Source organism: Exiguobacterium sp. HSB13, from assembly GCF_056764755.1.
Window position 1 is genome coordinate 1,289,034 of sequence record NZ_JBUZOM010000001.1, and the last position, 24,127, is coordinate 1,313,160.

Genomic DNA, 24,127 nt, shown 5'->3' on the forward strand with positions numbered 1-24,127 from the left:
CATTCCTCCTCTAGATTTCCAGCGTCCCGACATTCACCGTCCGGATGACGAGACGCCCTGATTGTGAGTGGAACTCGATCGTTCGTCCATTCGTGCCGCCAACATCTTCGGCAACGAGTGGAATTTTGACTTGTTGAAGCATTGCTTTGACCGCAGCGATGTTTCGCTCACCAATCCGCATTGATTCATGTTCATACTTAAATTGAAACATCTGAGCCCCTCCCGCAATCTTCGCACGTAATCGGATGGCTCCACTTGCTCGTAATTCGCGGGCTACCTCTAGAATTGCCGTATCCGCGAACTTTCCGACTTCAAGCTCCCGATTCCGACTGATCGCTGAATCAGGCAACATGACATGCGCCATACTCGATAACCCTCTTTCCTGGTCATAGATGACGACGCCTACGCACGATCCAAGACCCGCTGTCCGTAAAATGACGGGGCGTTTACTGATGGCGTACTCCGCAATCCCAATCCGTACGATTTCATCCATTCAAGTCCACACCCAATCGTTCGAAGACCGTCTGAAAGGCGTTCGCTTCAGGCAACAAAAGTAAATGTCCGGTCAAATCGTTTCCTGCACTAGACAAGTGCGTGTCGATATAGACAGCCATATTGCCTGGAGTCGTAGATTCAAGTAAGGCTACTTCAAGTAACGCACCAACCATATCAAACGCTGATGCAGGAACACTGACATGTAACGATAAATCAAGCCAATCGGAGATAGCCCGAGCATATGCTCCTATTAAAATATTCCCAATTTCTTCCCAAGCAGAAACCCCCATTTCGTGGGAATCGGAAAAAAAGTGGAATTCAGTCTGCATCAATTGGCTCACAAGCTTCTCCGCATCACGAAGTGGCATCAAAAAAAGTAACGTTGCTTGAATATCGCCAGAAAAACGTAACAATGCACCAGCGGTATACGTTTCCGCTCCTCCACTTCGCTCGATGATCGTCGTGAAATCCTCAAGTTCAGCGGAAGGTACCTCGATCTCAATCGGTTGTCCAAGTAATGTCGAAAGTGCTGTCGCTGCGTGACCAGCTCCAATGTTGCCGACTTCCCGTAAAATGTCCCGTTCGTTTGGATTAAGCATGAACGATGTCCTCAAATAAGCGATTCGGTTCAATCAACGAAAACAATTGCTGATCGCCTTTTGCGACTGCAGTCAAATACGAGGCATCCTCCTGCTTTTGTTCACTGAGTGGTTCAATCCGAACATCCGTTGATTCGACGACTTCGTTTGCCCGGTCGACGATGAATCCAGCGTCCCCATGTTCCAAAGTGGCGATGATGATGCGTGTTTCTTCCGTCTCTTCCATTAATTCGAATCCAAGACGGGCGCGCAAATCAATCACGGGTGTGACGACGCCTCGCAAATTGATGACTCCTTTGACATAGGATGCAGCGTTCGGAATCCGTGTGATCGGGATGAGCCGTTCGATTGAACGAACAGACTGTACATCAATACCGTATGCATTATCTTCTAATTGAAAAACAACCCATTTTTGTTCCATCTTCGTTCCCCTCACTTCCGTAATAGTGCATTGCTGTCAATGATCAATGCGACCTGTCCGTCTCCAAGAATCGTCGCGCCAGAAATGGCACGGATACCTTCTAGATAACTACCGAGTGGCTTCATGACGATCTCCTGTTGACCAATCAATTCGGATACGATCAACCCTGCTAATTTTTCGCCACTCCGGACGACGACGACCGAATAGGCTTCTGCCTCATGTTGCGGCAATCCGTAAACTTCATTCAGCGAAATAAGTGGCACCAATTGTCCACGGAAATCAAATACTTTTTCCCGGTGTGCTTGCAGGATCGCTGATTTACGTAAGGATGTCGTCTCGATGATGGCAGTCAGTGGAATCGCATACGTCTCTTGTCCGAGCTCAACGAGCATGGCTGAGATGATCGAAAGCGTCAATGGTAAACTGATACGGAAAATCGTTCCTTCTCCGCGGCGCGTCTCAACGAATACTTCTCCACCTAATGATTCGATCTTCGATTTGACGACATCGAGACCAACACCACGACCAGACAAGTCCGTGACTTCTTCTGCCGTCGAGAAACCAGGTGCGAATAACAGCATCGAAGCCTCTTCGATCGTTAATTGCATCGCTTCTTCTTCCGTGATCAATCCTTTTTCAATCGCAATCCGTGTGACACGTTCGTGATTGATACCTGCTCCATCATCTTCAATCTCGATGAAGACTCGGTTTCCTGAATGATAAGCACGTAGCGAAAGATTTCCTTCGACCGGTTTATTCGCTAAAATCCGTTCCGCTTTGTTTTCAATTCCATGATCGATCGCATTACGGATCAAGTGAACGAGTGGATCACCAATCTCATCGATGACTGTGCGATCAAGTTCCGTCTCAGCACCCGTAATGTGTAGTTTGATATGTTTTCCGACATCCTTCGAAACGGAACGCACCATTCGTGGGAAGCGGTTGAATACTTGTTCGATCGGCATCATTCGTAACGTTAAAACGAGTGATTGTAATTCGTTCGTGCCCCGTTTGATCCGTTCGACCGTATCTGTCAATTCCGGTGAGCTGACTTCTGCTGCAATACGCTCCAAACGTCCGCGGTCGATGATGAACTCTTCGAACAGATTCATCAAACGATCGATTCGCTCGAGATTGACACGAATCGTTTTCGAAGCGACAGGCACAGATAGATCTGTCTGTTCTGGTGATTCCGGTGAAGCTGTTGGTGCAGGTACTGATGTCGCAACCGGCATTTCCTGTGGAAGGGTGGATGTCGCCACCTCTGCTTCTGGTGTTGCTTCGAACACGTCCATCGTTACTGTTGCGACTTCAGAAACCGAGGCAACCGCCTCTTGAATGACCGATTGCTCTTGTTGCGTCACGAATAAAACAGAGAATGACGTCTCAAAATGTTCTTGCTCCAGTTCATCAGATGTCGGATTCGACAAAATGACATCTCCGAGCTGTTGTAAACGATCAAAGACCATGTAGACACGTGCCGCTTTTAAGATGACGTCTGCTGAAAGTTCGACTTGGACGATATAGGCTTGATAACCGGACGCAATCGATTGTTTGACGACCGCTTCCGAATAGACATCACATTCGAATGTTGATGGTGCAGTTGATGGCGTAACCGAAATGATCTCTTCTTGTTCGGGACGAATGAACTGCTGTAATCGTCTCACTGTTTCCGTAACGTCAAGTTTCCCTTTTCCACCGCGACTGATGTCTTCTACCATCGTTTCCAGTTGCTCAGCAGCAACGAATAGGACATCGATCAACTCAGCTGTAGCGGGTTGTTTCTTTGATCTGACTAAATCAAGGGCGCTCTCCATCTCATGCGTCAAATCAGCGATCGCATCATATCCCATCGTTCCTGCCATCCCTTTTAGCGTATGGGCAGAACGGAAAATTTGATCGATGACCGCTTCATCGTCTAATCGTTCTTCAAAAACCAATAAGCTTGTGTTAATAGCTTGTAAATGCTCCATCGACTCATCGAGGAACAACCCCACATATTCATTTAAGTCCATGACTGATACCCTCCTTTAATCTTAACGGACATGATCTTTTCGTTTTTTCAGACGATGTAACAATCGATCTAAAAACTTCCGTTCTTTGACTTGTACACCTGTTAGAGACGTCGTGATATGATCGAGTCGCCAACTGACGTCACTCGTTCGATCCATCAAGTAAAATGGCATCTGTGCCTTGACTGCTTTGACGACTGTCGGATCTTCCGGCAAAAAACCGGTAAAGCGCAGTGGCTTTTGTAAAAATTGTTGGCTGACGAGCGCTAGTCGATCAAACGTTTCAAGTGCTTCTCCACCATTCGTCGCCCGATTGACGACTACGGAAATCGGAAGATCCGCCGCATGATGGTGTGCCAGTTTGACGAACGCATAACCGTCCATGATTGAAGTCGGCTCTGGCGTGACGATCAACCAGGCTTCGTCTGCACTACTGATAAAATCGAACGTCTGATGATTGGCGCCGGCTCCTAAATCGAGCAACACAAAATCATACTCATAGAAAAATTGGAATTCCCGCAGTAGGAACACGACATCCTCCTTCGTCAGATTCGTCAGTTCCGCAAATCCACTCCCGCCATGAATGAAATGAAGGGATGGCGACTGTTCAACGATTGCGTGCTGGAGTGATTCTCGTCGTTTGACGCATTCCATCAAGGATGACTTCGATGATTTACCGAATAGAATACCGATGTTCGCCATCCCGATATCAAGATCAATCAAGAGTACTCGTTTTTCTTGTAACGATAATGCCACGCCAAGATTCACCGCGACATTCGTTTTTCCGACGCCACCTTTTCCACTCACGATGGCAATCGTCTTCGTTTCCTTGACGGTCACTTTTGATCGTAAGACACGTGCTTGATCTTCTCGCATCATCTCATCCCTCTCTCGACGATCATTCGGGATAACTCATCCGCCGTAGCGAACGTGATGTCTTCTGGCACTTCTTGACCCGTTGTCACGCAATAGATTGGTAACTCCGTCTCTGTCATAAGTCCAAACATCGACCACAGTTCACTTGTTTCATCTGCTTTCGAAAAAACGATCCCTGATAAGGGAATCTTGCTGAAACGATCGTGGATCTGTAATAAATCTCGATATTTCGATGTCAAACTAAGAACTAAAAACACATCCGTATCTTCAAAGTCATGACGACTTCGTAATTGCTCTACATATTCTTCGTCAAGGAAATTCCGTCCCGCTGTATCGACAAGTACGATATCGCATGAAGCTAGCGCCTGCTTCGCTCGTTCGAAATCTTCCAAATCATACGCGACATGAATTGGAATATCTAATATGTCGGCATATGTCTTCAGTTGTTCAATCGCTGAGATCCGGTATGTATCGGTTGTGATGAGACCGACTCGTTGATTTTTAATGAGCGTATGATGCGCAGCGAGTTTAGCGATGGTCGTCGTCTTTCCGACACCAGTCGGTCCTGTTAGCATGACATAACGTGCAGTCGATGTTGTTACACGTAATGCCGTTTTTACTTCTTCAGTTAAAAGATCCGTTAAGTCCGTTTGCTGCGTTTGATAGTACGCAGTCAGTAACCGCTCATGCAATCGTTCAGACACTTGTTGTAACGCTGGTTCTGCCAACAGCGGCGCATAATGTCGCAATTCTTTTGGCAATGGTCGTTCGCCGACCGTAACGATCGTCGGACGCACTGGGATCGGTTGGATGGTTTCCACAATGTCCTTCCGACTCGTTGCTTGCTTTGAGACGATCGGTTCGTTCGACACATGTTCATCCACCGATGCAACCAGTTCCACTTTTTTCTTCGCAAACAAACCAAAGAATCCGCCCACTTTGACATGGCGAGTATTTAATATGATGGCATCGTTACCGAGTTCGCGTTTGATGCGTTCCATGGCTTCGCTAACGGAATCCGCCGTGACTTTTTTGACTATCATCGCTTAAATCACCCCAATACTCTTAACTTCAATCGACGGCATTAATTCGTTATAAGACAAAATCGGAATATCTGGAAAATACCGTTCTGTCAATTGACGGACGAACATCCGGATACTTGGAGAAGTCAGGATGATCGGATGCGCCCCGTACCGTTCGAATTCCGTTGCTCGCTCCTGTAACGTCTCGATGAAACGTGTCGCCTTTTCGGGATCAAGCGCTAAATAATTTCCGAACTCCGTCTTTTGGATGGCCGACTGGATATCCAGTTCCATCTCACTCGAGACCGTCACGACATGTAAGACATCTCCTTGCATGACTTGTTCCGTAATTTGACGCGATAAGGATTGACGGACATATTCAGCAAGCAGTTCGCTGTCTTTCGTCACAGCTGCATAGTCCGCAAGCGTTTCGAAAATCAATGGTAGATTTCGAATCGAGACTTTTTCTTTTAATAATTGAACGAATACTTTTTGAAGTTCCCCGATTGATAACAGTTGTGGTGTTACTTCCTCGACCAAAATCGGATGCGATTCCTTCAAATGATCAACCAACTGTTTCGTCTCTTCTCGACCGAGTAACTCAGCGGCATGCTTCTTCAAGAGCTCCGTTAAATGTGTCGCAACGACGGATGGTGGATCAACGACCGTATAGCCTGACATCTCTGCTCGACTACGTGTCTGTTCATCGATCCAGAGTGCCGGCATACCGAATGCCGGTTCAACCGTATCGATGCCTCGAATTTCTGGATCATCGACACCCGGGCTCATCGCTAAATAATGATCGAGTAACAGTTCACCACTTGCCATCTCACTTCCGCGAATCTTGATTCGGTACTGGTTTGGTGATAACTGCAGATGATCACGAATCCGAACGGTCGGTAGAACGAATCCAAGTTCGAGTGCTAGCTGCCGACGAATCATGACGACACGATCGAGTAAATCGCCACCTTGCGCTTCATCAGCGAGTGGAATCAAACCGTAACCGAATTCAAATTCAATCGTATCGACATTCAGTAAGGAAATGACCGATTCACTCGAACGCAAGTTTTCGCTCGGCGCTTCCTCAACGGCGACCTCTTCTTGCATCGTCTTCGTCGTCTGCTTCATTCGCCAAGCGAAGAAGCCAAATAACGCTGCAATCGGCATCGTGACGTAATCGGGAATCGCTGTGAATAGTCCGAGTAAGAAGATTGCTCCAGCCGCGATTCCGACAAGTAATGGTGTGCGTGTCAATTGACCGATGACATCCTCACCAAGGTTTCCGTCGGATGTCGAGCGCGTGACGATGATCCCGGTCGCAACCGAAATCAAAAGTGCTGGAATCTGACTGACGAGACCGTCCCCGACTGTCAGTAACGTATATAGTTCGACTGACTCCGCTATCGGTAAGCCTTGCTGGACGACACCGATGATCATTCCGAAGATCAAGTTAATGATGACGATGATGATACCTGCGATCGCATCTCCTTTAACGAACTTCGAGGCCCCGTCCATCGCCCCATAAAAGTCTGCTTCCGATTGGATTTTTTGGCGGCGGGTCCGGGCTTGCACTTCGTCAATCATTCCGGAGTTCAGGTCGGCGTCGATTGCCATCTGTTTTCCGGGCATCGCATCAAGCGTAAAACGTGCCGACACTTCCGAGACTCGTTCTGAACCCTTCGTGATGACGAGAAACTGGATCAAGACGAGAATCAAGAAAACGACGAAACCGACGAGCGCATTTCCGCCGACGACGAAGTCACCGAATGCTTCAATAACTTCGCCACCATTTCCGTTTGATAGGATCGCCCGTGTCGTCGAGACGTTAAGTGCCAGACGAAATAGAGTCACGATCAATAACAACGTCGGAAATACAGAAAACTCAAGTGCCTCTTTGGCATTCATCGCAACGAGTAATACCATCAAAGCAATTAAGATATTGATGATGATTAAAAAATCGAGCATGATAGCGGGCAGTGGAATGACGAGCATGAAGACGATCATGATGACGCCTAGCAGAACCGTTAAATCTCGTGTTGATATACTCATGATGCTTCATCCTTTCATTTTGCTTGTTTCAGTTGATAGACAAAGGCGAGTGTTTCAGCGAGCGCCTGATAGAACGTTTCATCCACTGCCATACCAATTTCTGATTGAGCGAACAACGCCCGTGCGAGCGGACGGTTTTCAACAATCGGGACATCAGCTGCTGTCGCCTTCTCCCGAATCCGGAACGCGACAGCATCTACGCCTTTTGCAACGACGATCGGTGCCATATGTTTTCCGTCATCGTATTGAATCGCTACCGCATAATGGGTCGGGTTCGTGATGACGACGTCGGCATTCGGTATTTCTTGCATCATCCGCCGCATCGCCATCTCCCGTTGTTGTTGTTTAATCTTTCCTTTGATTTGAGGGTCACCTTCCGTGTTCTTATGCTCATCCTTTAAATCCTGTTTACTCATTCGAATCGACTTTTCAAAATCAAATTTTTGATAAGCGAAGTCAAGAATGGCTAACGCGATCAAGGCGATACTGACCGACAAACCGAGTAAAAATGTTAAATGACCAATGATAGCTAACGCATCGCCGATTGGTTCCGAGGTCAGCCTCGAAATCTCGACTTTGTTGTTCCATAGAACCGTGCCACTCGTGACACCGATGACGAGCAGTTTAAAAACGGATTTCAAAAACTCGACGAGTGCTTTAACGCTAACGATCCGTTTGACGCCTTGAAGCGGATTGATCCGGTCCAGTTTCGGCTGGATCGCCTCACCACTTAAGAGCACTCCAATTTGAACGAAGTTCCCGAGAACACCAATGACGACCGCTGTTAAAAAGAAGGGGGCGACTAAAATCCCCATTTGTATCAGCATCTCGACTAAAATCTGTTCAATTCGTCCCTCTTCGACGGCTTGCAGAACTTGACTTGCACTGAGACCATCTTGTAGGACGAGTACGAATCGCCGTCCTAGAAATGGACCGAAAAAATAGAGAACAAGAAACATCGCGAATAACATAAAACTGCTCGTTAAATCTGCTGATTTTGCGACCTGTCCCTTTTTACGCGAGTCATCCCGCTTTCGAGGTGTCGCTTTTTCCGTCTTCTCACCAGCGAAGTACTGAAGATCAAGGCGTAATCGATATGAATGCATGTCCTTAACCTCCTAGTAATCGAATGGCGTCTGCAAGTACATCTTGCAACAATGGAACGAATCGACCGATTCCTGTGATCGTCGCTCCTGCTAATAAAAACAGAATCGCGTATCCCATTAACAGTTTGACGGAAAAACCAATCGCAAAAATGTTGAACTGGGGTGCCGTTTTCGCTAAGAAACCAAGTGCGAGATCCACTAAAAAGAGTGAAACAACAAGTGGCATCGCCATTTGTAAGGCAGTCAACATCGCAAGTCCGACGACACGGATGACCAAACTCATTCCTGCGTCGCCTGATACCGCAATCAGACTGCCCGGCGGAAAGATCTGAAAGCTCGTATAGATGCCGTCCAGTAGAATGAGATGCATATCAGAAGCGAGCAGGACGAGTAACGTCAGCATGTAATAAAATCGTCCGACGATTGGTGACTGACCGCCAAACATCGGATCATAAGCGGAAGCCATCGCAAGACCCATCTGTAAATCAATGATCGAACCCGCAATTTGTGGGGCGTATAATAAAAAACTGGCAAGTAAGCCAAGAGCTAGCCCCACTAAGACTTCCGTTCCCATCCGAAAGAAAAAATCGAAGTCTTCTACACGAACGTCCGTCTTCACGGCGTAACTTGCAAAGTAAGCAAGTCCCGCAGCAAGCGCTAATTTATGTTGCGCTGGTAATTGTCTTGATGAAAACAAAGGCGCCGCAACGAGAAAACCGACGATCCGTCCAAAGACGAGCAAAAAAACACTCAGGAAAGAAAGTAGTGTCATTTTCGGGAAACCTCAGCGATTTGTTTGAATAGATCAATCGTAAAGGTCTGTAACTCCTGCATGATCCAAGGTCCAAAGAAGACGAGTGCTAAAAACACGGCAACGATCTTTGGAACAAACGATAACGTCTGTTCCTGAATCTGCGTCGTCGCCTGCAAAATACTGACGAGCAGACCGACGACGAGCGAGACGAGTAACAAGGGGGCCGATACTTTGAGTAATGTCCAGACAGCGGAGCTTGCCAACTGAATAATCATTTCTTGAGTCATCTTTTCTCCCCCTAACGCATACTGACGAGCAGTGATTCAACGATCAGGTGCCAGCCGTCAACTAGAATAAATAACAATAACTTAAACGGTAACGCAATCATGACCGGCGGTAACATCATCATCCCCATCGACATCAAAACACTCGAGACGACCATGTCGATGACAAGGAAAGGTATGAAAATCATGAAACCGATTTGAAAGGCCGTCTTCAGTTCACTAATCGCATATGCTGGAACGAGTGCGACGAGTGGAATATCTTCAATCTTTTCCGGTTTTTCATAATTACCGTATTTTAAGAATAGTTCTAAATCATTCGTTCGCGTGTGCTTCGACATGAAGCGTTTCATCGTATCTCCTGCTTTATCAAACGCTTCATCTTGACTAATTTTATCAGCCATATATGGTTTTAAAGCCGTTGTGTTTAATTCAGATAAAACGGGCGACATGACGAAAAGCGTAATGAACAGCGCCAGTCCGACGAGTAGCTGGTTCGGCGGCGTCTGTTGTGTTCCGAGAGCCGAACGGACGAACGACAACACGACGACGACACGCGTGAAACAAGTCATTAAAATTAGTAACGAGGGCGCCAGTGATAACAACGTCAGTAATACGAGCAGTTTAATCGATGTTGCTGTTCCTGACGGAGTATCGAGTGAAATCAGGTTTTCAATCGTATTCATGAGCGCCCTCGATTCTTCTGCAGTTGCTCGAGTTGTTGTTTGAACGTCTCAAGAAATGGTGAAGGTGCTGATTTCGAAGATGTCTCTTCAAGATCCGTCGGTTCGTATCCCTCTAAATCGTCCAGCGTGTCTAAGAGTTGCACGTTCTCACCAACACCGACGACATAAATCTTATCCTGCACTTTCACTAACTGAACCGATCGATCCTTACCAAGTGGTACACCACCTAGATGGGTCAATCGTCCGGAATGTCTGACGCCTCGCGTCCGCTCGTGAATAAAACGTGTCACGAGGATGAATCCGCCGATCAAGACGACGAGAACGACGACTCCTTTAAAGATGGTCAATGCCATGGAAGGACTCTCATCGACTTGCTGAGTCGTCGGTGCATCGTTCTTGGTTGGATTTAATTTTTCTTCGACCGTTTCAGCCTGTACAGGAAGTGTCAGCAGAAACAGAAGACAAATCAGCAAAGTCACTTTTTTCATGACGAGACAGTTTTCGAGACCGCTTCAAGCACACGATCCGCTTGGAACGGTTTGACGATGAAATCTTTTGCACCTGCTTGAATCGCGTCGATGACCATCGACTGTTGCCCCATCGCTGAACACATGATGACTTTAGCGGCAGGATTGAATGCTTTGATTTCTTTAAGCGCAGAGATTCCGTCCATCTCAGGCATCGTAATGTCTAGCGTGACGAGGTCCGGTGTCAATTCTTTATACTTCGTGACCGCTTCGCGTCCGTTTTCTGCTTCACCGACGACATCATAGCCGTTCTTCGATAGGATTTCCTTGATCATCATCCGCATGAAAGCGGCGTCGTCTACGATTAATACTTTTGCACTCATATTAGTTCCTCCTTAGAACATCCGAAGACGTTCTTTTGTATTTACGATTTCCGTAATGCGTACACCGAAGTTCTCTTCGATGACGACCACTTCACCCGTTGCGATCAATGTATTGTTGACAAGAACGTCAACTGGTTCCCCTGCCAGTTTATCTAGCTCGATGACAGAACCTTGTGTTAATTCCAATATGTCACGAACGGAGCGGCGTGTCCGTCCTAACTCAACCGTGACGTTCAACGGAACATCATATAACATTCCGATATTTCCTGGCGTGCCCTCTACTTCCATCTCACCTAACTGACTAAATTGAACCGGACTGACACCGACTGGCGTTGCTTTCGGTTCAGGTGGTGGGACGACCGTTCGTTGTTCCATCGCTGGTGCCGGTGTCGGTTGCGCTTGTGGTTGTGGTTGTTCTGGTTGCGCTTGTGCCGTTGCTTGTGGTGCAGGTTCTGCTTGTTGGGTCGTACTCGCGCTAAAGAGTTTTTGAATCAATTGTTTCGAGAAATCCAGTGGTGCTAATTGAACGATTTTTGAATCGATCATCGTGCCAATCTTCAGATCAAACTCGATGATGACCATGTTCTCCCAAAGAGAAAAGCTATCGACGATGCTCTTATCTTGTGAAAAATCAAAAATTTCAACAGCAGGTGGTGAGATATCGATTCGCATGGAGAACACTGTCGACATCGATGTCGCAGCAGCTCCCATCATCTGATTCATCGCTTCCTGTACAGCAGATAGAGCAATCGGATCCATCTCAAGCGATTCATCAATGACACCATCGCCTCCCATCATCAGGTTCGCGATGACAGAAGCATCTCGCTGTGTCAGGATCAGGACATTTTCTCCTTTAAATCCTTCTGTATAGCCGACACGCAACGCGACGTGCGGAATCGGATAACGACTTCGTAATTCTTCCATCGAAATCATCCGAACATGTGGTGTCGTGATTTCTACTTTTTGATTCAACAATGCCGATAAGGCCGTTGCTGAATTCCCGAGTGAGATGTTTCCGACTTCCCCTAGCGCATCGATTTCCATATCATCTAATATTTCCTCTGCGTCCGAATCTTGCGGTTCATCGTTTGATGGCGTTCCGCGTAACAACGCATCGATTTCATCTTGCGAAAGCATATCGCTCATGTTATTCCTCCTCAATTCGTTGTAAGACTTGCAAAGCGAGGTGTTTCCCGTTTAGTCCCGGTCGGGCTTTGAACATCTTCCGGTCATCGACGAATACATCGACGGCATCTGAGGCTCGCGTCTTCAGGGATAAACAATCGCCTACTTCGAGGTGTAACAATTCACCAAACGATAGCTCTGTTTGGCCGAGCACTGCTTTTAAATCGACGACGGAACTCATCAACTGCGTTTGCATGTGTTCAGACTCTTGATTATCTGCTGTCGTTCGCTTTTCTTGTTGCATCCAATAATGACTTGATAATTTCGGAAGAACGGATTCAAGGGTCACGAATGGCAAACAGACATTCAACGTACCGCTCACTTCTCCAACCGTTACGTAAATCGATACGAGGATGACCGTCTCATTCGGAGAAACGAGCTGTAGAAACTGCGGATTGATTTCTAAATCGTCGTACTCGGCCTCGACTTCCGTCACCGATTCCCAAGCGGCGCCATATTGGACGAAGGCACGTTTGAACAATTGTGTCAGAATACGCGTCTCGATTTCCGTCAAATTTTCAATCTTGTTCATCCCTTCACCCGGTCCTCCAAGTAATCGATCGAGCATCGCATAAGCAATGTTCGGATTTACTTCGAACAAGACTTTTCCATCAAGCGGATGAAGGTTCACAAGATTGATCAATGTCATGTTCGGAATAGAATGAATGAATTCATCGTACGGGAGTTGCTCGACTGTATTGACCGTGAACTGGACGTACGTCCGAAGTTGTGCAGAAAAATGCGTCGTCAACACTCGGGCGAACTGTTCATGGATACGCGTCAAATTCCGTAATTGATCTTTTGAGAAGCGAAGCGCTCGTTTAAAGTCATAGACTTTGACACGGCGCTGCTCCTCTTGACTTCGGATTTCCTCGACTTCCATATCTCCGCTTGAAATGGCTGATAGCAAGGCATCGATTTCATGTTGGGATAATACTTCGCTCATGCTGCCACCTCACTGGATGATTTTTTTCGTCGTATAGACACGCTGGACATCACCTTCTTGAATGAGCTTCTTGAACTGCATCCGTAATCGTTCTTCGAGCTTCTCCATATCCGCTTTTGAGTCTAAGTCCGACTTTTTCATCGCAGATAAATCACCTAAGATGATGTTATTGATTTGAAACTTTCGTAATTCTAAATCATCACGTGTTGCTTGATCGTCTGTAACGATCGTAAATTGGACATTCAAAAAACGTTCATCAGCGATGTTCGTCGTCAAGTCGTCTGTCTGAAGACTTCGTGCATCAAGTTCTTCACCCGTCGGCTGTTCGACTTTTGCTTCTGTCGTATCATTAGCTAAAAAGTAATTCATGATCATATAACCTGCCCCAACCATCAGTGCTGCGACAATGATCATGATTAAAGGGATTTTTAGTTTACTCTTCTTCTTTTCCTCGGCCATCTTCGAGCCTCCTTACACTGTTCAAGCCCGCTAATCCGATTTGTTGATAAAAAGCGATTGCGATTGCCTTGACCTCTTCTATTGATTCCTTCACGACATAAATCTGTCCGCCAACGAGTTGAATCGTCGTATCCGGAGTGGAACGGACAGATTCAATCAGAATAGCGTTTAGTACGAGTGGTGCATTACGTAATGTCGTTAGCGTAATCATCGTTTCAGGTTGACCAATTCCTCAAGAACTTGGTCAGAAGTCGTAATGATTCGCGTATTCGCTTGGAAACCACGTTGGGCAATGATCATCTCCGTGAATTCTTCTGATAAATCGACGTTTGACATTTCGAGCGTTCCAGATGTCAATTGACCCATTCCGTTTAAGCTCGGTGTTCCAAGTACTGGCTCACCTGAGTTTTGCGACGCTGCGAACACGTTGACACCTGATTTTTCTAAACCACCTGGGTTAGCAAAGTTCGCGATCGTGATATAACCGACGTTTTGTAATGCTCCTGTCGTATCGACGTAAGTGACGAGACCGTCTTTACCGATTGATAAGTTACGTGCATCCGTTGGTACTTTTAGTTTTTGGAATCCTGCACCACCTGCTTCCGGAAGGGGTACCGGTGGTGTCTCGCCATCTGCAATTGCTTGAGAGTCACTACCAATTAAATAGTTTCCGTCGCCGGTAACTAAGTTTCCATCAAGATCCGTATAGAAGTTACCAGAACGCGTATAACGAATCCCTTCCGCTGTGACGACTTGAAAGAATCCTTCACCAGAGATCCCGACATCGAGAACGCGACCCGTATTTTGAAGTGCACCTTGGTTATACACATTATCGACTGTTGACATCGATGCTCCAAGACCGACCTGTTTCGGGTTCGTCCCACCGACATTGCCGCCTGCACCGGATGATGAACCGACCGATTGGCTGACGAGATCCTTAAACGTCACCCGTCCTTTTTTATAACCGAACGTGTTGACGTTCGCGATGTTATTCCCGACGACATCCAGTTTCGTCTGGAAGTTCTTAAGCCCACTGATTCCTGAATACATTGAACGTAACATTATTTTTCCTCCTTTGATTGAATCTGCGTCAACTCGTATACACTGATCTGTTTTCCGTTCGATAGTTCGGCCATGATATCCAGCCCATCCCGTTTTACACTAACGACACTGGCTGTCTCTTCGACGGTCGTCGTCTGTTCCGCTCCAGAAGCATCGGTCGTCTTTGACTCTGCTTCATAACTGACGTTCTTCCCAATTAGATTGCTGTAGGATAATAACGCCGTCGCATGTTGGTTCAAGACCATCGTGTCCATCGTTTTCCCGATTGCTTGCATCTGTTCAAGTGAAGAAAACTGCGCCATCTGAGCAATGAAATCCTTATCTTCCATTGGTGCCGTCGGGTCCTGATTCGACAGCTGGGCAATCAGAATTTTCATGAACATATCTTTATCCATTGCTTTATTCGTCGGTACTTGTGACTTTTCAGGAAGCTGGTATGAAGTACCATCTGTTTTGATTGCATCAGTCATCGTCTTCCTCCTCTTCTTCCTCTACTGGAGTGGGTGTTTCTTGATAAGGGGACTCATGCTCCTGCTGATCACGTGTGAACGACTGTTGAAACTCCCGTGCACTAGAAGCAATCATCCCCGTCTCGATCTTCACGACCGGCGTCTGCTGGTGTAAGGCTGTCTGCAATTTTCCAAGTTGTTGCTCAATCGATTGTTTCGCTTGCTCAGTACTTGCAAACAGTTTGACGGTCAATGCCCCCTCCTTACGATCGAGTTGAACGACGACCTCTCCAAGCTGCTCTGGATAAAGACGAATCGACAATCGCGTTGACCCGTCAGCACCTTTTAAGAACGGTGCTTGCTGAAGTGCGGCTTCAATCCGTTGTTGAATCTGTTCTGGTACGGGTAGCGGTACTGGACGAATCGTTTGCAACGGAGTACCTTTGTAAATCGGCATGCTCATTGGAGTCGGCGCGGCTTTTCCTTCTGGATCAACGGGCATGGTCGCTTTTCGCATGAGTGAAGCGAATGCCAACGGAAGCGGTGTCTTTCCTTTTGCCTGCTCAGCTACAGCTACAGTGTCCGACTTGAGCGTTTCGACAATAGGACCAGTTTGCGGAAGCGTCTGTTTCACAGGCAACGCGGAAATGTCTCCTTCAATCGTAGGAAGTAATGGTTGTTTTAAGTTGTTCGTATGATGATCTTTCATTTTGATCGTATCGTTCGTTACTGTCTGCAAGACGACTTGCTGAAGCAATGGTGGCAATTGATCGAACTGATTTTTCGCCTGCTCGACATTTCCCTCAAGCAATTGTTTGACGAACGCTAGTAGTTGTTCCATTTTCTTTGGTTCTTGTTTTAACGCCTCTACTTCCGGTTGTTTCAGTAAAGAGAGAAGCTCGTCCGGTTGATCTACGAGTTCTTGTATCCAATCCGGTAATAGTGGTGTCTCCACTTTCGTCTCGAGTGCTGTCAAATCAGCTGAGACCGGTGACGATGACGTTGTTGGTAACTTCGTCAGATAATCCAGTAACGAAGCAAATTGACCACCAACCGTGGTCATCTCTCCTTTTTTCCCTGTTCCAGTATTCAAGTTCGGGGAGGATGATTGTATTACTTCCGTCATGTTCATCTGGCTTCCCTCCTTACTTCGTCGCGAGTAGCTGTGTTAAGGCCGCCGCTTTTTTAGCATCCATCTTGGCAATGATCGCCGCCTGTTGTTCCGCATCGATGTCCTCGATGATCGGTACGACTTCTGTCGGACTAAGTTCGTTTAAGATGAGCGCAGCATCCTTTGGTGCCATTTCAGCATATACATCTGTCACAGATGCAGCTTTTTTCTTCGTCGTCTTCGTTTGATCCGTCGTCGCGGGCATCGGTGTTTGTTTTAAACGATCCCGCTCTGCAATCAAACGTTCGACTTCCTGCTCTTTCGCTTTTAATGTATCCGATTGTTCTTTGCTTTGATTGCGTAGTTTCTTGATTTCTTGATTCGCTACTTTCAGGCGTCGTTCAAGTTCTGCTGACGGATTCGCTTGATTCGTAGTCGTTTTTTCGGTTGCGAACGGTAAGGATAGCAGTGGACGTCCATTCGCATAATTTAATACGAAATAAGCCGTCAGCAAGATTAAAATCAAAGGGATGATCAATAAAGGTAAGATCCATCCTTTTGACGTTTTATTTTCACTCATATCATCCGTCCTCTTCCAAACTGTAACAATGCCAGTTCATCTAATTGATTCTGTTCCGTCAATGCTTCGATTCGTTTTGTTTCAACTGTATGATTCTCTTGCAGACGACTGAACTTCTTCTCCTCGATCAATGCTCGTTCGAGTGTTTCCTGTGCGCGTTCATAGCGATTTTTCGATTGTGTCACGTACAGTTGTTGCCGTTCGATTTCTTGCTTTACGACATCTCGAGCCCGCTCCCGATATTGCGAAGATGTTAATTCGACGATGCCAATCTCATCTTGCGCTTTCAGAAAGGATTCATATCGGACGAGCAGATGGTATAGTTTTTCGACTTCGATTTCATATTGTTTTTTATGAAGGCTCAATTCTTTTGCGACGCGATCTTTCTCTGCTTCAGCCAAAGGAATGATTCGTTCATAAATCGTCTTCATCTTCCGTCCTCCTTACTGAATCGTTGCCATGAGTTGCTGACAAGCTTTCTCGAAGTCACTGTCTTCATGGATTTGTTGTTTTAAGAAACGGATCAGCTCCGGATATTTATCAACGGCACGATCAATTTCTGGGTTCGTCCCTTTTTTGTAGGCGCCGATATTGATTAAGTCTTCCGAATCAAGATACGTCGATAACAGCTGTCGAAATGCGACGGCAGCTGTCTTTTGTTCAGCAGTCGTGATTTGATTCATGACACGACTGATGGATCGTAAGACATGAATCGCTGGAAACTGTCCTTTGTTCGCAAGATTACGATCAAGAACGAAATGACCGTCTAAGATCCCTCGTACAGCGTCAGCAATCGGTTCATTCATGTCGTCTCCATCGACGAGCACAGTATAAAAAGCCGTAATCGAGCCATCTTGCGTTTTCCCGCTACGTTCGAGTAACTGAGGAAGAAGAGCAAAAACGCTTGGTGTATACCCTTTTGACGCAGGCGGTTCACCTGTCGCAAGACCAATTTCTCGTTGTGCCATCGCAAAACGTGTGACAGAGTCCATCATCAAGACCACATTCTTACCTTGATCCCGAAAATGTTCAGCGATGGCTGTTGCCGTATAGGCGCCTTTTAGACGAACAAGTGGGGGTTGATCACTTGTCGCTACGACCAAGATGGAGCGTTTCATTCCTTCTTCACCGAGTTCTGCCTCCACGAATTCCTTGACTTCGCGTCCTCGTTCACCAATCAAGGCAATGACGTTGATGTCTGCTGTCGATCGTTTTGCAATCATCCCGAGTAATGTCGACTTCCCAACTCCTGATCCTGCAAACAAACCAACGCGTTGCCCTTGACCGACTGTTAGTAGCCCATCGATGGCACGGATGCCCGTCGAGAGAACATCACTGATACGAGGTCGCTCCAATGGACTAGGTGGTTTACGAACGATTGATGTCGTACGTAAATTTTCTAATGATTCCCCGCCCAGTGGTCTCCCTAGACCATCGAGCACCTTACCGATCAGTTCATCGCCTACAGGGACGTGGAGTGGTTTTCCTGTCGCAAGAACAATCGAGCCTGGAGCAATCGATGTCGTTTCACCATACGGCATGAGTAGGACGTGACCTTCTCTAAAACCGACGACTTCCGCTTCAATCGTCTGCCGTTGTTGAATTTGGATCAAACAACGCTCGCCGATTGCGACAGCCGTTGGTCCGCGTGATTCAATCATCAATCCAATCACTTGTACGACCTTTCCGGAATGCTGTACGAGTTCTTCCGGACGAATTTCTCGAACTGCGGCTTGAATCGCATTTACGTTAAACATGATGTAAAACCTCTTTGATTTTGGTTTGTAGGGCTTCAAAGCCACTTGTCAAACCACCTGTGATTGCTCCATTCTCCGAGTCGATCCGATAATCGCGTGCTTTAAGCGCTGGATCAAATCGTAATTGAATCGTCGCATTAGCACCTAGAACACCTTGGAGCTGCTCTTCAAGCAGAACGACCCGTTCAAAATCCGCTGGTGAAGCGTAGATAATGATCTTTTCACGATCTCGGAACTGAATGATCAACTGATGTAATAATTGGTATAATGCCTCTTCTTCTTCATCATGTAACTGCTCTAGAAACTGATGCGTCACCTGGAGTCCAAGCACACACAATTCATGTTCCAATCGCATCAATCGCTCTTGATTTTGCTCTTCGATTCGTGCAGTAAACGTATTTGTCGTTGCGATTTGCTCTTCGAACGTTGCTTGTCCTTCCGCACGTCCTGTTTCAAATCCAGCCTGGTGTCCTTCTTCATATCCTCGTTGACGTGCTTCCTCTAATGCCTGAAGACGTTCTTGTTCAAACTCACGCTGACGCTGTTCAAACTCTAGAACCATCACCTGGCGAAGACGTTCTAGTTCAGCGTGACCTTCTGCCATCCGCTCTTCATAGAACGTATCTGGAACGATTGCCGATTCTTCCTGAGCATTTCGGACTTGAACGAGTGTTCGTTCCTGTCGTTCAATCACAGCTTGTCTTTTGATGACGTTAGACAACAATATCATCTCCTCCACCACGAGCCACGACGATCTCACCCATGTCTTCTAAGCGGCGGATGATTCCGACGATTCGACTTTGTGCTTCTTCGACGTCTCGGAGACGAACAGGACCCATGAATTCCATATCCTCTTTGAACGATTCGACCATCCGTTGTGACATGTTGCGGTAGACCATATCCTTGACGTCGTCTGACGATACTTTGAGTGCCAACAGTAGATCTTCGTTCGATACTTCGCGAATGATGCGCTGAATCGCCCGTGCATCGAGCGTGACGATATCTTCGAAGACGAACATCCGTTTTTTGATCTCTTCTGCGAGTTCTGGATCCTGAATCTCGAGCGTATCGAGAATCGTTCGTTCCGTTGTCCGGTCGACCCCGTTCAATACTTGAACGACCGCCTCGATACCGCCAGACTGCGCAAAATCTTGCATGCCTGCTTGTGACAAATTCCGTTCGAGAATTTGCTCTACTTCGCTAATGATCTCCGGGTTCATTCTGTCCATCGTCGCAATCCGCCGTGCTACATCGGATTGTGCTTCTGCCGGTAGCTCCGAGAGAATCTGTCCTGATTTGGCAGGATCAAGATGGGCAAGAACAAGCGCGATTGTTTGCGGATGTTCATTTTGAATGAAGTTCAATAGCTGTTTTGGGTCTGCCTTTCGTGCAAACTCAAACGGTCGGACTTGTAACGTCGATGTCAGGCGATAGATGAGTTCCATCGCCTTTTCTTCACCAAGCGCCTTCTCAAGAACCGATTTAGCAAACCCAATTCCACCTTGAGTGATGTAGTTTTGCGCCATCGCTAGTTCATGAAACTCATCGAGAACGACTAACTTATCTTCCGGATCGACTCGTTTCATACTTGAGATTTGAAGGGTCAACCATTCCATCTCTTCTTCCGATAAATGTTTATATACACTGGCAGCGACTTCAGGACCTAACGAAATCATGAGAATCGCAGCCTTTTCCCGACTGTTCATTTCTAGCTTCTTCATCTCATCAATCCTCCGCTAACCAAGTACGTAATAATTTCGCAAACTCATCCGGATTGGATTCAGCGAGTTTTTCAAGCTGTTTCCGTTTAACTGCACCATCGCTCGTATCTTCTGTTGATAATTCCGGAATTTCCGTCTCAATCGGTGTCCATTCCTCAAGTTCTTCGATTTCATTCGCTCTCCGTCGACGCATGAGGAGGATGACTGCTCCAATGACGAGGATTGCCGCTCCACCAAGGGCGAACCAAACCCACATCGGTGTTGCCGTCGTCGTTTTCGTCGCTGCCGTCGTTTCCGCGAATGGTCGAGACATGACAACGACCTTATTGGCAAGTTCTGCATCTGTCAGCGTTGCTTTCGCATCTGTCTTCGTTAATGACGTCCGGATGATGGAGTACATCATCGTCTGTAAGTCCGTTTGTAGTTGTGGGTCGATCTGATTCTGACCTTTTGGTGGCTCGACGATGATTTGAATTCCTAAATCACGAATCTCGTAAGGAGCTCCTGTGATTTGTTTTGTGATTCGATTGACTTCATAGTTGATGATATCGTGTGTTTTCTCACTCGTATCACCCGTCGTTCCAGTACCCGCTGGGAAATTCGTCGTCTCATTTTGCCCCGTACCTGCTGTACCAGCATTTGCAGAGCCTGTGTACGCTTCTGCTACTTTTTCAGCAGACGTGACGATCCCTTCGATTTTATCGGGATCTACTGGCTCAACAAGCTTTTGTTCTTCCTGACGTTTCGTGACATCGACATCTGCCGTGACTGAAACGAGCGCTTTTTGTGGACCGAGAACGACAGATAGCATCTGCTGAATCTGCTTGCGTAAATCGTTTTCCGTCGTTTTCTTCAGCGCCATCGGATCGGTTCCACCCGCTGTTTTCGTAGCAGATCCTGGCTCGTAATACGTAAAATACTGATCCATGATCGTAATGTTTTCTTCTTTAAGGTTCGGAATACTCTTTGCAATCAAATGATACAACCCTTGAACCGTCTGATTGTTAAGATTACTACCCGCGCTAGAAGTCAAGACGACAGAAACCGTTGAAGATTCCTTTTCATCAGATAGAAAAACACTCTTCTCCGGCAGAGTGATCATGACTTTTGCTGACTCGATCCCATTAACTTGTGTGATCAAGTTTTCAAGTTCCGTCTGCATCGTATCGCGTTCGAGAATGTTCATCTCTTTATCCGTCGTTCCGAATCCAGCGTTTTCACTGAAGAAGGAATAGTCGATTTGACCGGATTTTGGTATACCAGCCGTCGCTAATTCGACTTTTAAGTTTTCAACGTTTGCTTCTGGAACAAGTATCGTCACACCGTTCGCTGAGCTGACGACTTCCGATGCGATTCCATCTTCATTTAGCTTTTCCGTCACTTGCCCCGCCTCTTGAGGGGATAGCTTCGAATAAAGAGGCGTCATTGTTGGTTTAGATAACCAGATGATCGCAACAATCAACGCCGCTAAAACGACGACGATGATTCCTAAAATCGTCGCCTTTTTCGCAAGTGACCATTCTTTCCATGTTGTATTCATTGCTCCCAATCGAGCTTTTAAACGTTCGTTCATTCAACATCTCCCACGCTTTCCTTAACAGTCACAGTTGCATACGCATCATTTCTTGGTATGCTTCGATGCCTTTGTTACGGACTTCAAGGGCGAGTTGCATAGAAAGCGATGCCTCTTCTGTTTTAATCATGATGTTATGTAGATCCGTCGTCTTTCCTGTCGCGAGATCGACGCGCGCTTGAGATGAGGCATGTTGCGTTGCATTCAGTCCGTTCATCGCTTCGCTGAGCACCTCACTAAAATCACTTGGTGTCGTCTTAGCGACTGTCTGCGTGGGTAGTACCATCTGCATGTTTTGAATTGGTTGAATTGCCATCTCGTCATCTCCTCTACTTATTTACCAATCTCCATCGCTTTGACGAGCATCGCTTTTGTCGCGTTCAAAGCCGTTACGTTCGCTTCGTAAGAGCGTGTCGCGCCCATCATGTCGACCATTTCTTTTAAGATATCGACATTAGGCATCTTGACGTACCCGAGTTCATCCGCATCTGGATGCGTCGGATTATATTCTAATTTGAATGGTTCAGGATCCTTCTTCAATTCACTGACCGTGACACCATTGGCAGTCTCTTTCAACACAGCGAGTTTTCTCGCGTACGGTTGCCACTGTCCATTGACGAGCTCACCTCGTGTCGTTTGAGCATTCGCAATGTTTGCTGAGACCGTATCAAGCCGCAAACGCTGGGCAGTCAACCCGGACGCAGACGTATGAAATCCGTTGAACATACTCATCGATTACTTTCCTCCTCGGATAACAGACTGAATGCCCGAGAATTTGCGATTCAACTGTTCTACCAACGCCTCGTACTCAATTTGATTGCGTGATAATTCAGACATCTCAAGATCGATATCGACACCATTTCCATCGTTACGCATCGTATTTGGTCGATCGACGATGCTACCAGAAGTTCCGATTGTTGCGTGTCGCTTTAAACTCATTTTCATCTCTGAATCGAGCACATCTCCAAAAGTGACACGCTTTGCCTTATACCCAGGCGTATCGACATTCGAGATGTTCTTAGCGATAACTTCCTGTGCCATAACCGTTCGATTGACAGCTTGTGTCATTACGTTATAGTCAGACCCTAACCAATTCATCTTCTTTCCTCCACTCATGGAAACTATATTCAAATTCACGACAAAAAGTAAGTCGTTAGTAACATATCTGAAATAATTGAAACAAATAGGTCAATGTTTGAAAAGAAGTTTTTTGAAAAATAGGGTAATGAGATGTTAATAATCTGTTTTTTATTCCCTTTTCTTATAAAAATGATAAATAATACCTAGTCAAACAAAAAAGACCTAGTGCTTAACTAGGTCTTCTCTCTATAAGCAGCAATTCCCTTTTTAGTTCGATTTAATTCGTTCTAATTCATATAGGAAATTATCGTTTAAGATTTTGATGTATGTTCCCTTCATCCCGAGCGAACGTGACTCGATGACTCCTGCACTTTCGAGCTTACGAAGCGCATTGACGATGACGGAACGAGTAATACCGACCCGATCCGCAATCTTTGAAGCGACGAGTAACCCTTCATTTCCTTCAAGCTCTTCGAAGATATGCTCAATCGCTTCGAGTTCCGAATAAGACAGTGAATTGATCGCCATCTGAACGACCGCTTTCTTCCGTGCTTTATCTTCCGCCTCATGAGCCTTTTCACGAAGGATCTCCATCCCGACGACTGTCGCACCATACTCCGCAAGCACGAGATCTTCTTCATTGAAGTCTTCCACCATACGACCGAGTACAAGTGTCCCAAGGCGTTCTCCACCACCGATGATCGGTACGATCGTCGTTTTCGACGTTTCGAACGTATCACGGTTGTCGACCGGAAATGCCGTATGTTCACTATCGATGGCAATGTTTGCTGTCGTTTCCGTGACGTTAAATAATTTTTTCGTGTAATCTTCCGGGAATTGACGTTCTTCTAAGAAACCACGGACCCGGTCATTTTCGATTTGTTGCTTGATTGCGATACCTAGTAACTTACCGCGCCGACTTACGATGAATGTGTTCGATTCCATGACTTCGCTGAGTCGATCAGCCATGACCTTGAAATCAACATGTGTGCTCGCTTCTTGTTGTAACATCGTATTCAGCTTCCGCGTTTTCGCCAATAAATTCATTTTTTC

At 46.4% G+C, this 24,127-nt stretch carries 30 protein-coding genes; all 30 read right to left on the minus strand.

Translation table 11 applies throughout. The features are described 5' to 3' along the window. Positions 1-10: 10 nt before the first annotated feature. Positions 11-493, minus strand: coding sequence for a chemotaxis protein CheD (locus ACZGCQ_RS06995; protein WP_029342052.1), 483 nt, complete (start codon positions 491-493; stop codon positions 11-13). Then, positions 486-1,094, minus strand: coding sequence for a chemotaxis protein CheC (locus ACZGCQ_RS07000; protein WP_029342053.1), 609 nt, complete (start codon positions 1,092-1,094; stop codon positions 486-488). The genes ACZGCQ_RS06995 and ACZGCQ_RS07000 overlap by 8 nt, the downstream gene beginning before the upstream one ends. Then, a complete protein-coding gene (locus ACZGCQ_RS07005; RefSeq protein ID WP_029342054.1) occupies positions 1,087-1,515 on the minus strand; it encodes a chemotaxis protein CheW in 429 nt (142 codons plus the stop codon). Before ACZGCQ_RS07005 ends, ACZGCQ_RS07000 begins: the two co-directional genes overlap by 8 nt. An 11-nt stretch (positions 1,516-1,526) precedes the next feature. Further along, a complete protein-coding gene (locus ACZGCQ_RS07010; RefSeq protein WP_214805154.1) occupies positions 1,527-3,530 on the minus strand; it encodes a chemotaxis protein CheA in 2,004 nt (667 codons plus the stop codon). Between the two features lie 21 nt (positions 3,531-3,551). Next, entirely contained in the window at positions 3,552-4,406 is an 855-nt protein-coding gene (locus tag ACZGCQ_RS07015) for a MinD/ParA family protein (protein ID WP_481265937.1), read from the minus strand. Then, on the minus strand, positions 4,403-5,446 hold the full coding sequence (locus tag ACZGCQ_RS07020; protein ID WP_481265938.1) for a flagellar biosynthesis protein FlhF: 1,044 nt from the start codon (positions 5,444-5,446) through the stop codon (positions 4,403-4,405). The genes ACZGCQ_RS07015 and ACZGCQ_RS07020 overlap by 4 nt, the downstream gene beginning before the upstream one ends. Before the next feature lie 3 nt (positions 5,447-5,449). After that, on the minus strand, positions 5,450-7,474 hold the full coding sequence (flhA, locus tag ACZGCQ_RS07025; protein WP_481265939.1) for a flagellar biosynthesis protein FlhA: 2,025 nt from the start codon (positions 7,472-7,474) through the stop codon (positions 5,450-5,452). Between the two features lie 14 nt (positions 7,475-7,488). After that, positions 7,489-8,580, minus strand: a complete 1,092-nt coding sequence (flhB, locus tag ACZGCQ_RS07030; RefSeq protein WP_023468703.1) for a flagellar biosynthesis protein FlhB — start codon at positions 8,578-8,580, stop codon at positions 7,489-7,491. Positions 8,581-8,584: 4 nt separating this feature from the next. Then, a complete protein-coding gene (gene fliR / locus ACZGCQ_RS07035; protein ID WP_029342060.1) occupies positions 8,585-9,352 on the minus strand; it encodes a flagellar biosynthetic protein FliR in 768 nt (255 codons plus the stop codon). After that, the gene (gene fliQ / locus ACZGCQ_RS07040; RefSeq protein WP_023468705.1) at positions 9,349-9,621 is read right to left on the minus strand and encodes a flagellar biosynthesis protein FliQ; all 273 of its coding nucleotides are present in this window, start codon (positions 9,619-9,621) and stop codon (positions 9,349-9,351) included. Before fliQ ends, fliR begins: the two co-directional genes overlap by 4 nt. Before the next feature lie 11 nt (positions 9,622-9,632). Then, the gene (gene fliP / locus ACZGCQ_RS07045; RefSeq protein WP_023468706.1) at positions 9,633-10,301 is read right to left on the minus strand and encodes a flagellar type III secretion system pore protein FliP; all 669 of its coding nucleotides are present in this window, start codon (positions 10,299-10,301) and stop codon (positions 9,633-9,635) included. Continuing rightward, a complete protein-coding gene (locus ACZGCQ_RS07050; protein WP_406747579.1) occupies positions 10,298-10,789 on the minus strand; it encodes a flagellar biosynthetic protein FliO in 492 nt (163 codons plus the stop codon). Before ACZGCQ_RS07050 ends, fliP begins: the two co-directional genes overlap by 4 nt. Then, complete coding sequence (locus ACZGCQ_RS07055) at positions 10,786-11,151, minus strand: response regulator (RefSeq protein ID WP_029342063.1); 366 nt, start codon at positions 11,149-11,151, stop codon at positions 10,786-10,788. Before ACZGCQ_RS07055 ends, ACZGCQ_RS07050 begins: the two co-directional genes overlap by 4 nt. Before the next feature lie 12 nt (positions 11,152-11,163). Then, positions 11,164-12,297, minus strand: a complete 1,134-nt coding sequence (fliY, locus tag ACZGCQ_RS07060; protein ID WP_050677473.1) for a flagellar motor switch phosphatase FliY — start codon at positions 12,295-12,297, stop codon at positions 11,164-11,166. A gap of 1 nt (position 12,298) precedes the next feature. After that, the gene (gene fliM / locus ACZGCQ_RS07065; RefSeq protein ID WP_029342065.1) at positions 12,299-13,282 is read right to left on the minus strand and encodes a flagellar motor switch protein FliM; all 984 of its coding nucleotides are present in this window, start codon (positions 13,280-13,282) and stop codon (positions 12,299-12,301) included. 9 nt (positions 13,283-13,291) lie between these two features. Next, positions 13,292-13,696 carry a flagellar basal body-associated FliL family protein gene (locus tag ACZGCQ_RS07070; RefSeq protein WP_231681733.1) on the minus strand — a complete coding sequence of 135 codons (405 nt, stop codon included), beginning with the start codon at positions 13,694-13,696 and terminating at the stop codon, positions 13,292-13,294. A gap of 19 nt (positions 13,697-13,715) precedes the next feature. Further along, a complete protein-coding gene (locus ACZGCQ_RS07075) occupies positions 13,716-13,952 on the minus strand; it encodes a flagellar FlbD family protein (protein ID WP_029342067.1) in 237 nt (78 codons plus the stop codon). Beyond that, on the minus strand, positions 13,949-14,803 hold the full coding sequence (gene flgG / locus ACZGCQ_RS07080; RefSeq protein WP_214727177.1) for a flagellar basal body rod protein FlgG: 855 nt from the start codon (positions 14,801-14,803) through the stop codon (positions 13,949-13,951). Before flgG ends, ACZGCQ_RS07075 begins: the two co-directional genes overlap by 4 nt. Next, positions 14,803-15,273: a flagellar hook capping FlgD N-terminal domain-containing protein gene (locus tag ACZGCQ_RS07085; RefSeq protein WP_029342069.1), complete on the minus strand. Its 471-nt coding sequence runs from the start codon at positions 15,271-15,273 to the stop codon at positions 14,803-14,805. Before ACZGCQ_RS07085 ends, flgG begins: the two co-directional genes overlap by 1 nt. Then, the gene (locus tag ACZGCQ_RS07090) at positions 15,266-16,384 is read right to left on the minus strand and encodes a flagellar hook-length control protein FliK (protein WP_406747577.1); all 1,119 of its coding nucleotides are present in this window, start codon (positions 16,382-16,384) and stop codon (positions 15,266-15,268) included. Before ACZGCQ_RS07090 ends, ACZGCQ_RS07085 begins: the two co-directional genes overlap by 8 nt. A 13-nt stretch (positions 16,385-16,397) precedes the next feature. Continuing rightward, on the minus strand, positions 16,398-16,943 hold the full coding sequence (locus ACZGCQ_RS07095) for a magnesium transporter MgtE N-terminal domain-containing protein (RefSeq protein WP_406747576.1): 546 nt from the start codon (positions 16,941-16,943) through the stop codon (positions 16,398-16,400). Beyond that, positions 16,940-17,374 (minus strand): flagellar export protein FliJ, encoded by a 435-nt coding sequence (locus ACZGCQ_RS07100; RefSeq protein ID WP_406747575.1) that lies wholly within the window; start codon positions 17,372-17,374, stop codon positions 16,940-16,942. The genes ACZGCQ_RS07095 and ACZGCQ_RS07100 overlap by 4 nt, the downstream gene beginning before the upstream one ends. A gap of 12 nt (positions 17,375-17,386) precedes the next feature. Then, entirely contained in the window at positions 17,387-18,700 is a 1,314-nt protein-coding gene (fliI, locus tag ACZGCQ_RS07105; protein ID WP_406747574.1) for a flagellar protein export ATPase FliI, read from the minus strand. Next, complete coding sequence (locus tag ACZGCQ_RS07110; protein ID WP_350468755.1) at positions 18,693-19,430, minus strand: FliH/SctL family protein; 738 nt, start codon at positions 19,428-19,430, stop codon at positions 18,693-18,695. Before ACZGCQ_RS07110 ends, fliI begins: the two co-directional genes overlap by 8 nt. Continuing rightward, positions 19,414-20,421, minus strand: coding sequence for a flagellar motor switch protein FliG (fliG, locus tag ACZGCQ_RS07115; protein ID WP_050677479.1), 1,008 nt, complete (start codon positions 20,419-20,421; stop codon positions 19,414-19,416). Before fliG ends, ACZGCQ_RS07110 begins: the two co-directional genes overlap by 17 nt. Before the next feature lie 4 nt (positions 20,422-20,425). Next, positions 20,426-21,961 (minus strand): flagellar basal-body MS-ring/collar protein FliF, encoded by a 1,536-nt coding sequence (fliF, locus tag ACZGCQ_RS07120; RefSeq protein WP_481265940.1) that lies wholly within the window; start codon positions 21,959-21,961, stop codon positions 20,426-20,428. A 61-nt stretch (positions 21,962-22,022) separates the two neighbouring features. Beyond that, entirely contained in the window at positions 22,023-22,310 is a 288-nt protein-coding gene (gene fliE / locus ACZGCQ_RS07125) for a flagellar hook-basal body complex protein FliE (protein WP_029342077.1), read from the minus strand. Positions 22,311-22,327: 17 nt separating this feature from the next. Next, a complete protein-coding gene (gene flgC, locus ACZGCQ_RS07130) occupies positions 22,328-22,726 on the minus strand; it encodes a flagellar basal body rod protein FlgC (protein ID WP_029342078.1) in 399 nt (132 codons plus the stop codon). 3 nt (positions 22,727-22,729) lie between these two features. Further along, complete coding sequence (flgB, locus tag ACZGCQ_RS07135) at positions 22,730-23,092, minus strand: flagellar basal body rod protein FlgB (RefSeq protein WP_029342079.1); 363 nt, start codon at positions 23,090-23,092, stop codon at positions 22,730-22,732. Between the two features lie 249 nt (positions 23,093-23,341). Next, the gene (codY, locus tag ACZGCQ_RS07140; protein ID WP_023468725.1) at positions 23,342-24,121 is read right to left on the minus strand and encodes a GTP-sensing pleiotropic transcriptional regulator CodY; all 780 of its coding nucleotides are present in this window, start codon (positions 24,119-24,121) and stop codon (positions 23,342-23,344) included. Between the last annotated feature and the right edge of the window lie 6 nt (positions 24,122-24,127).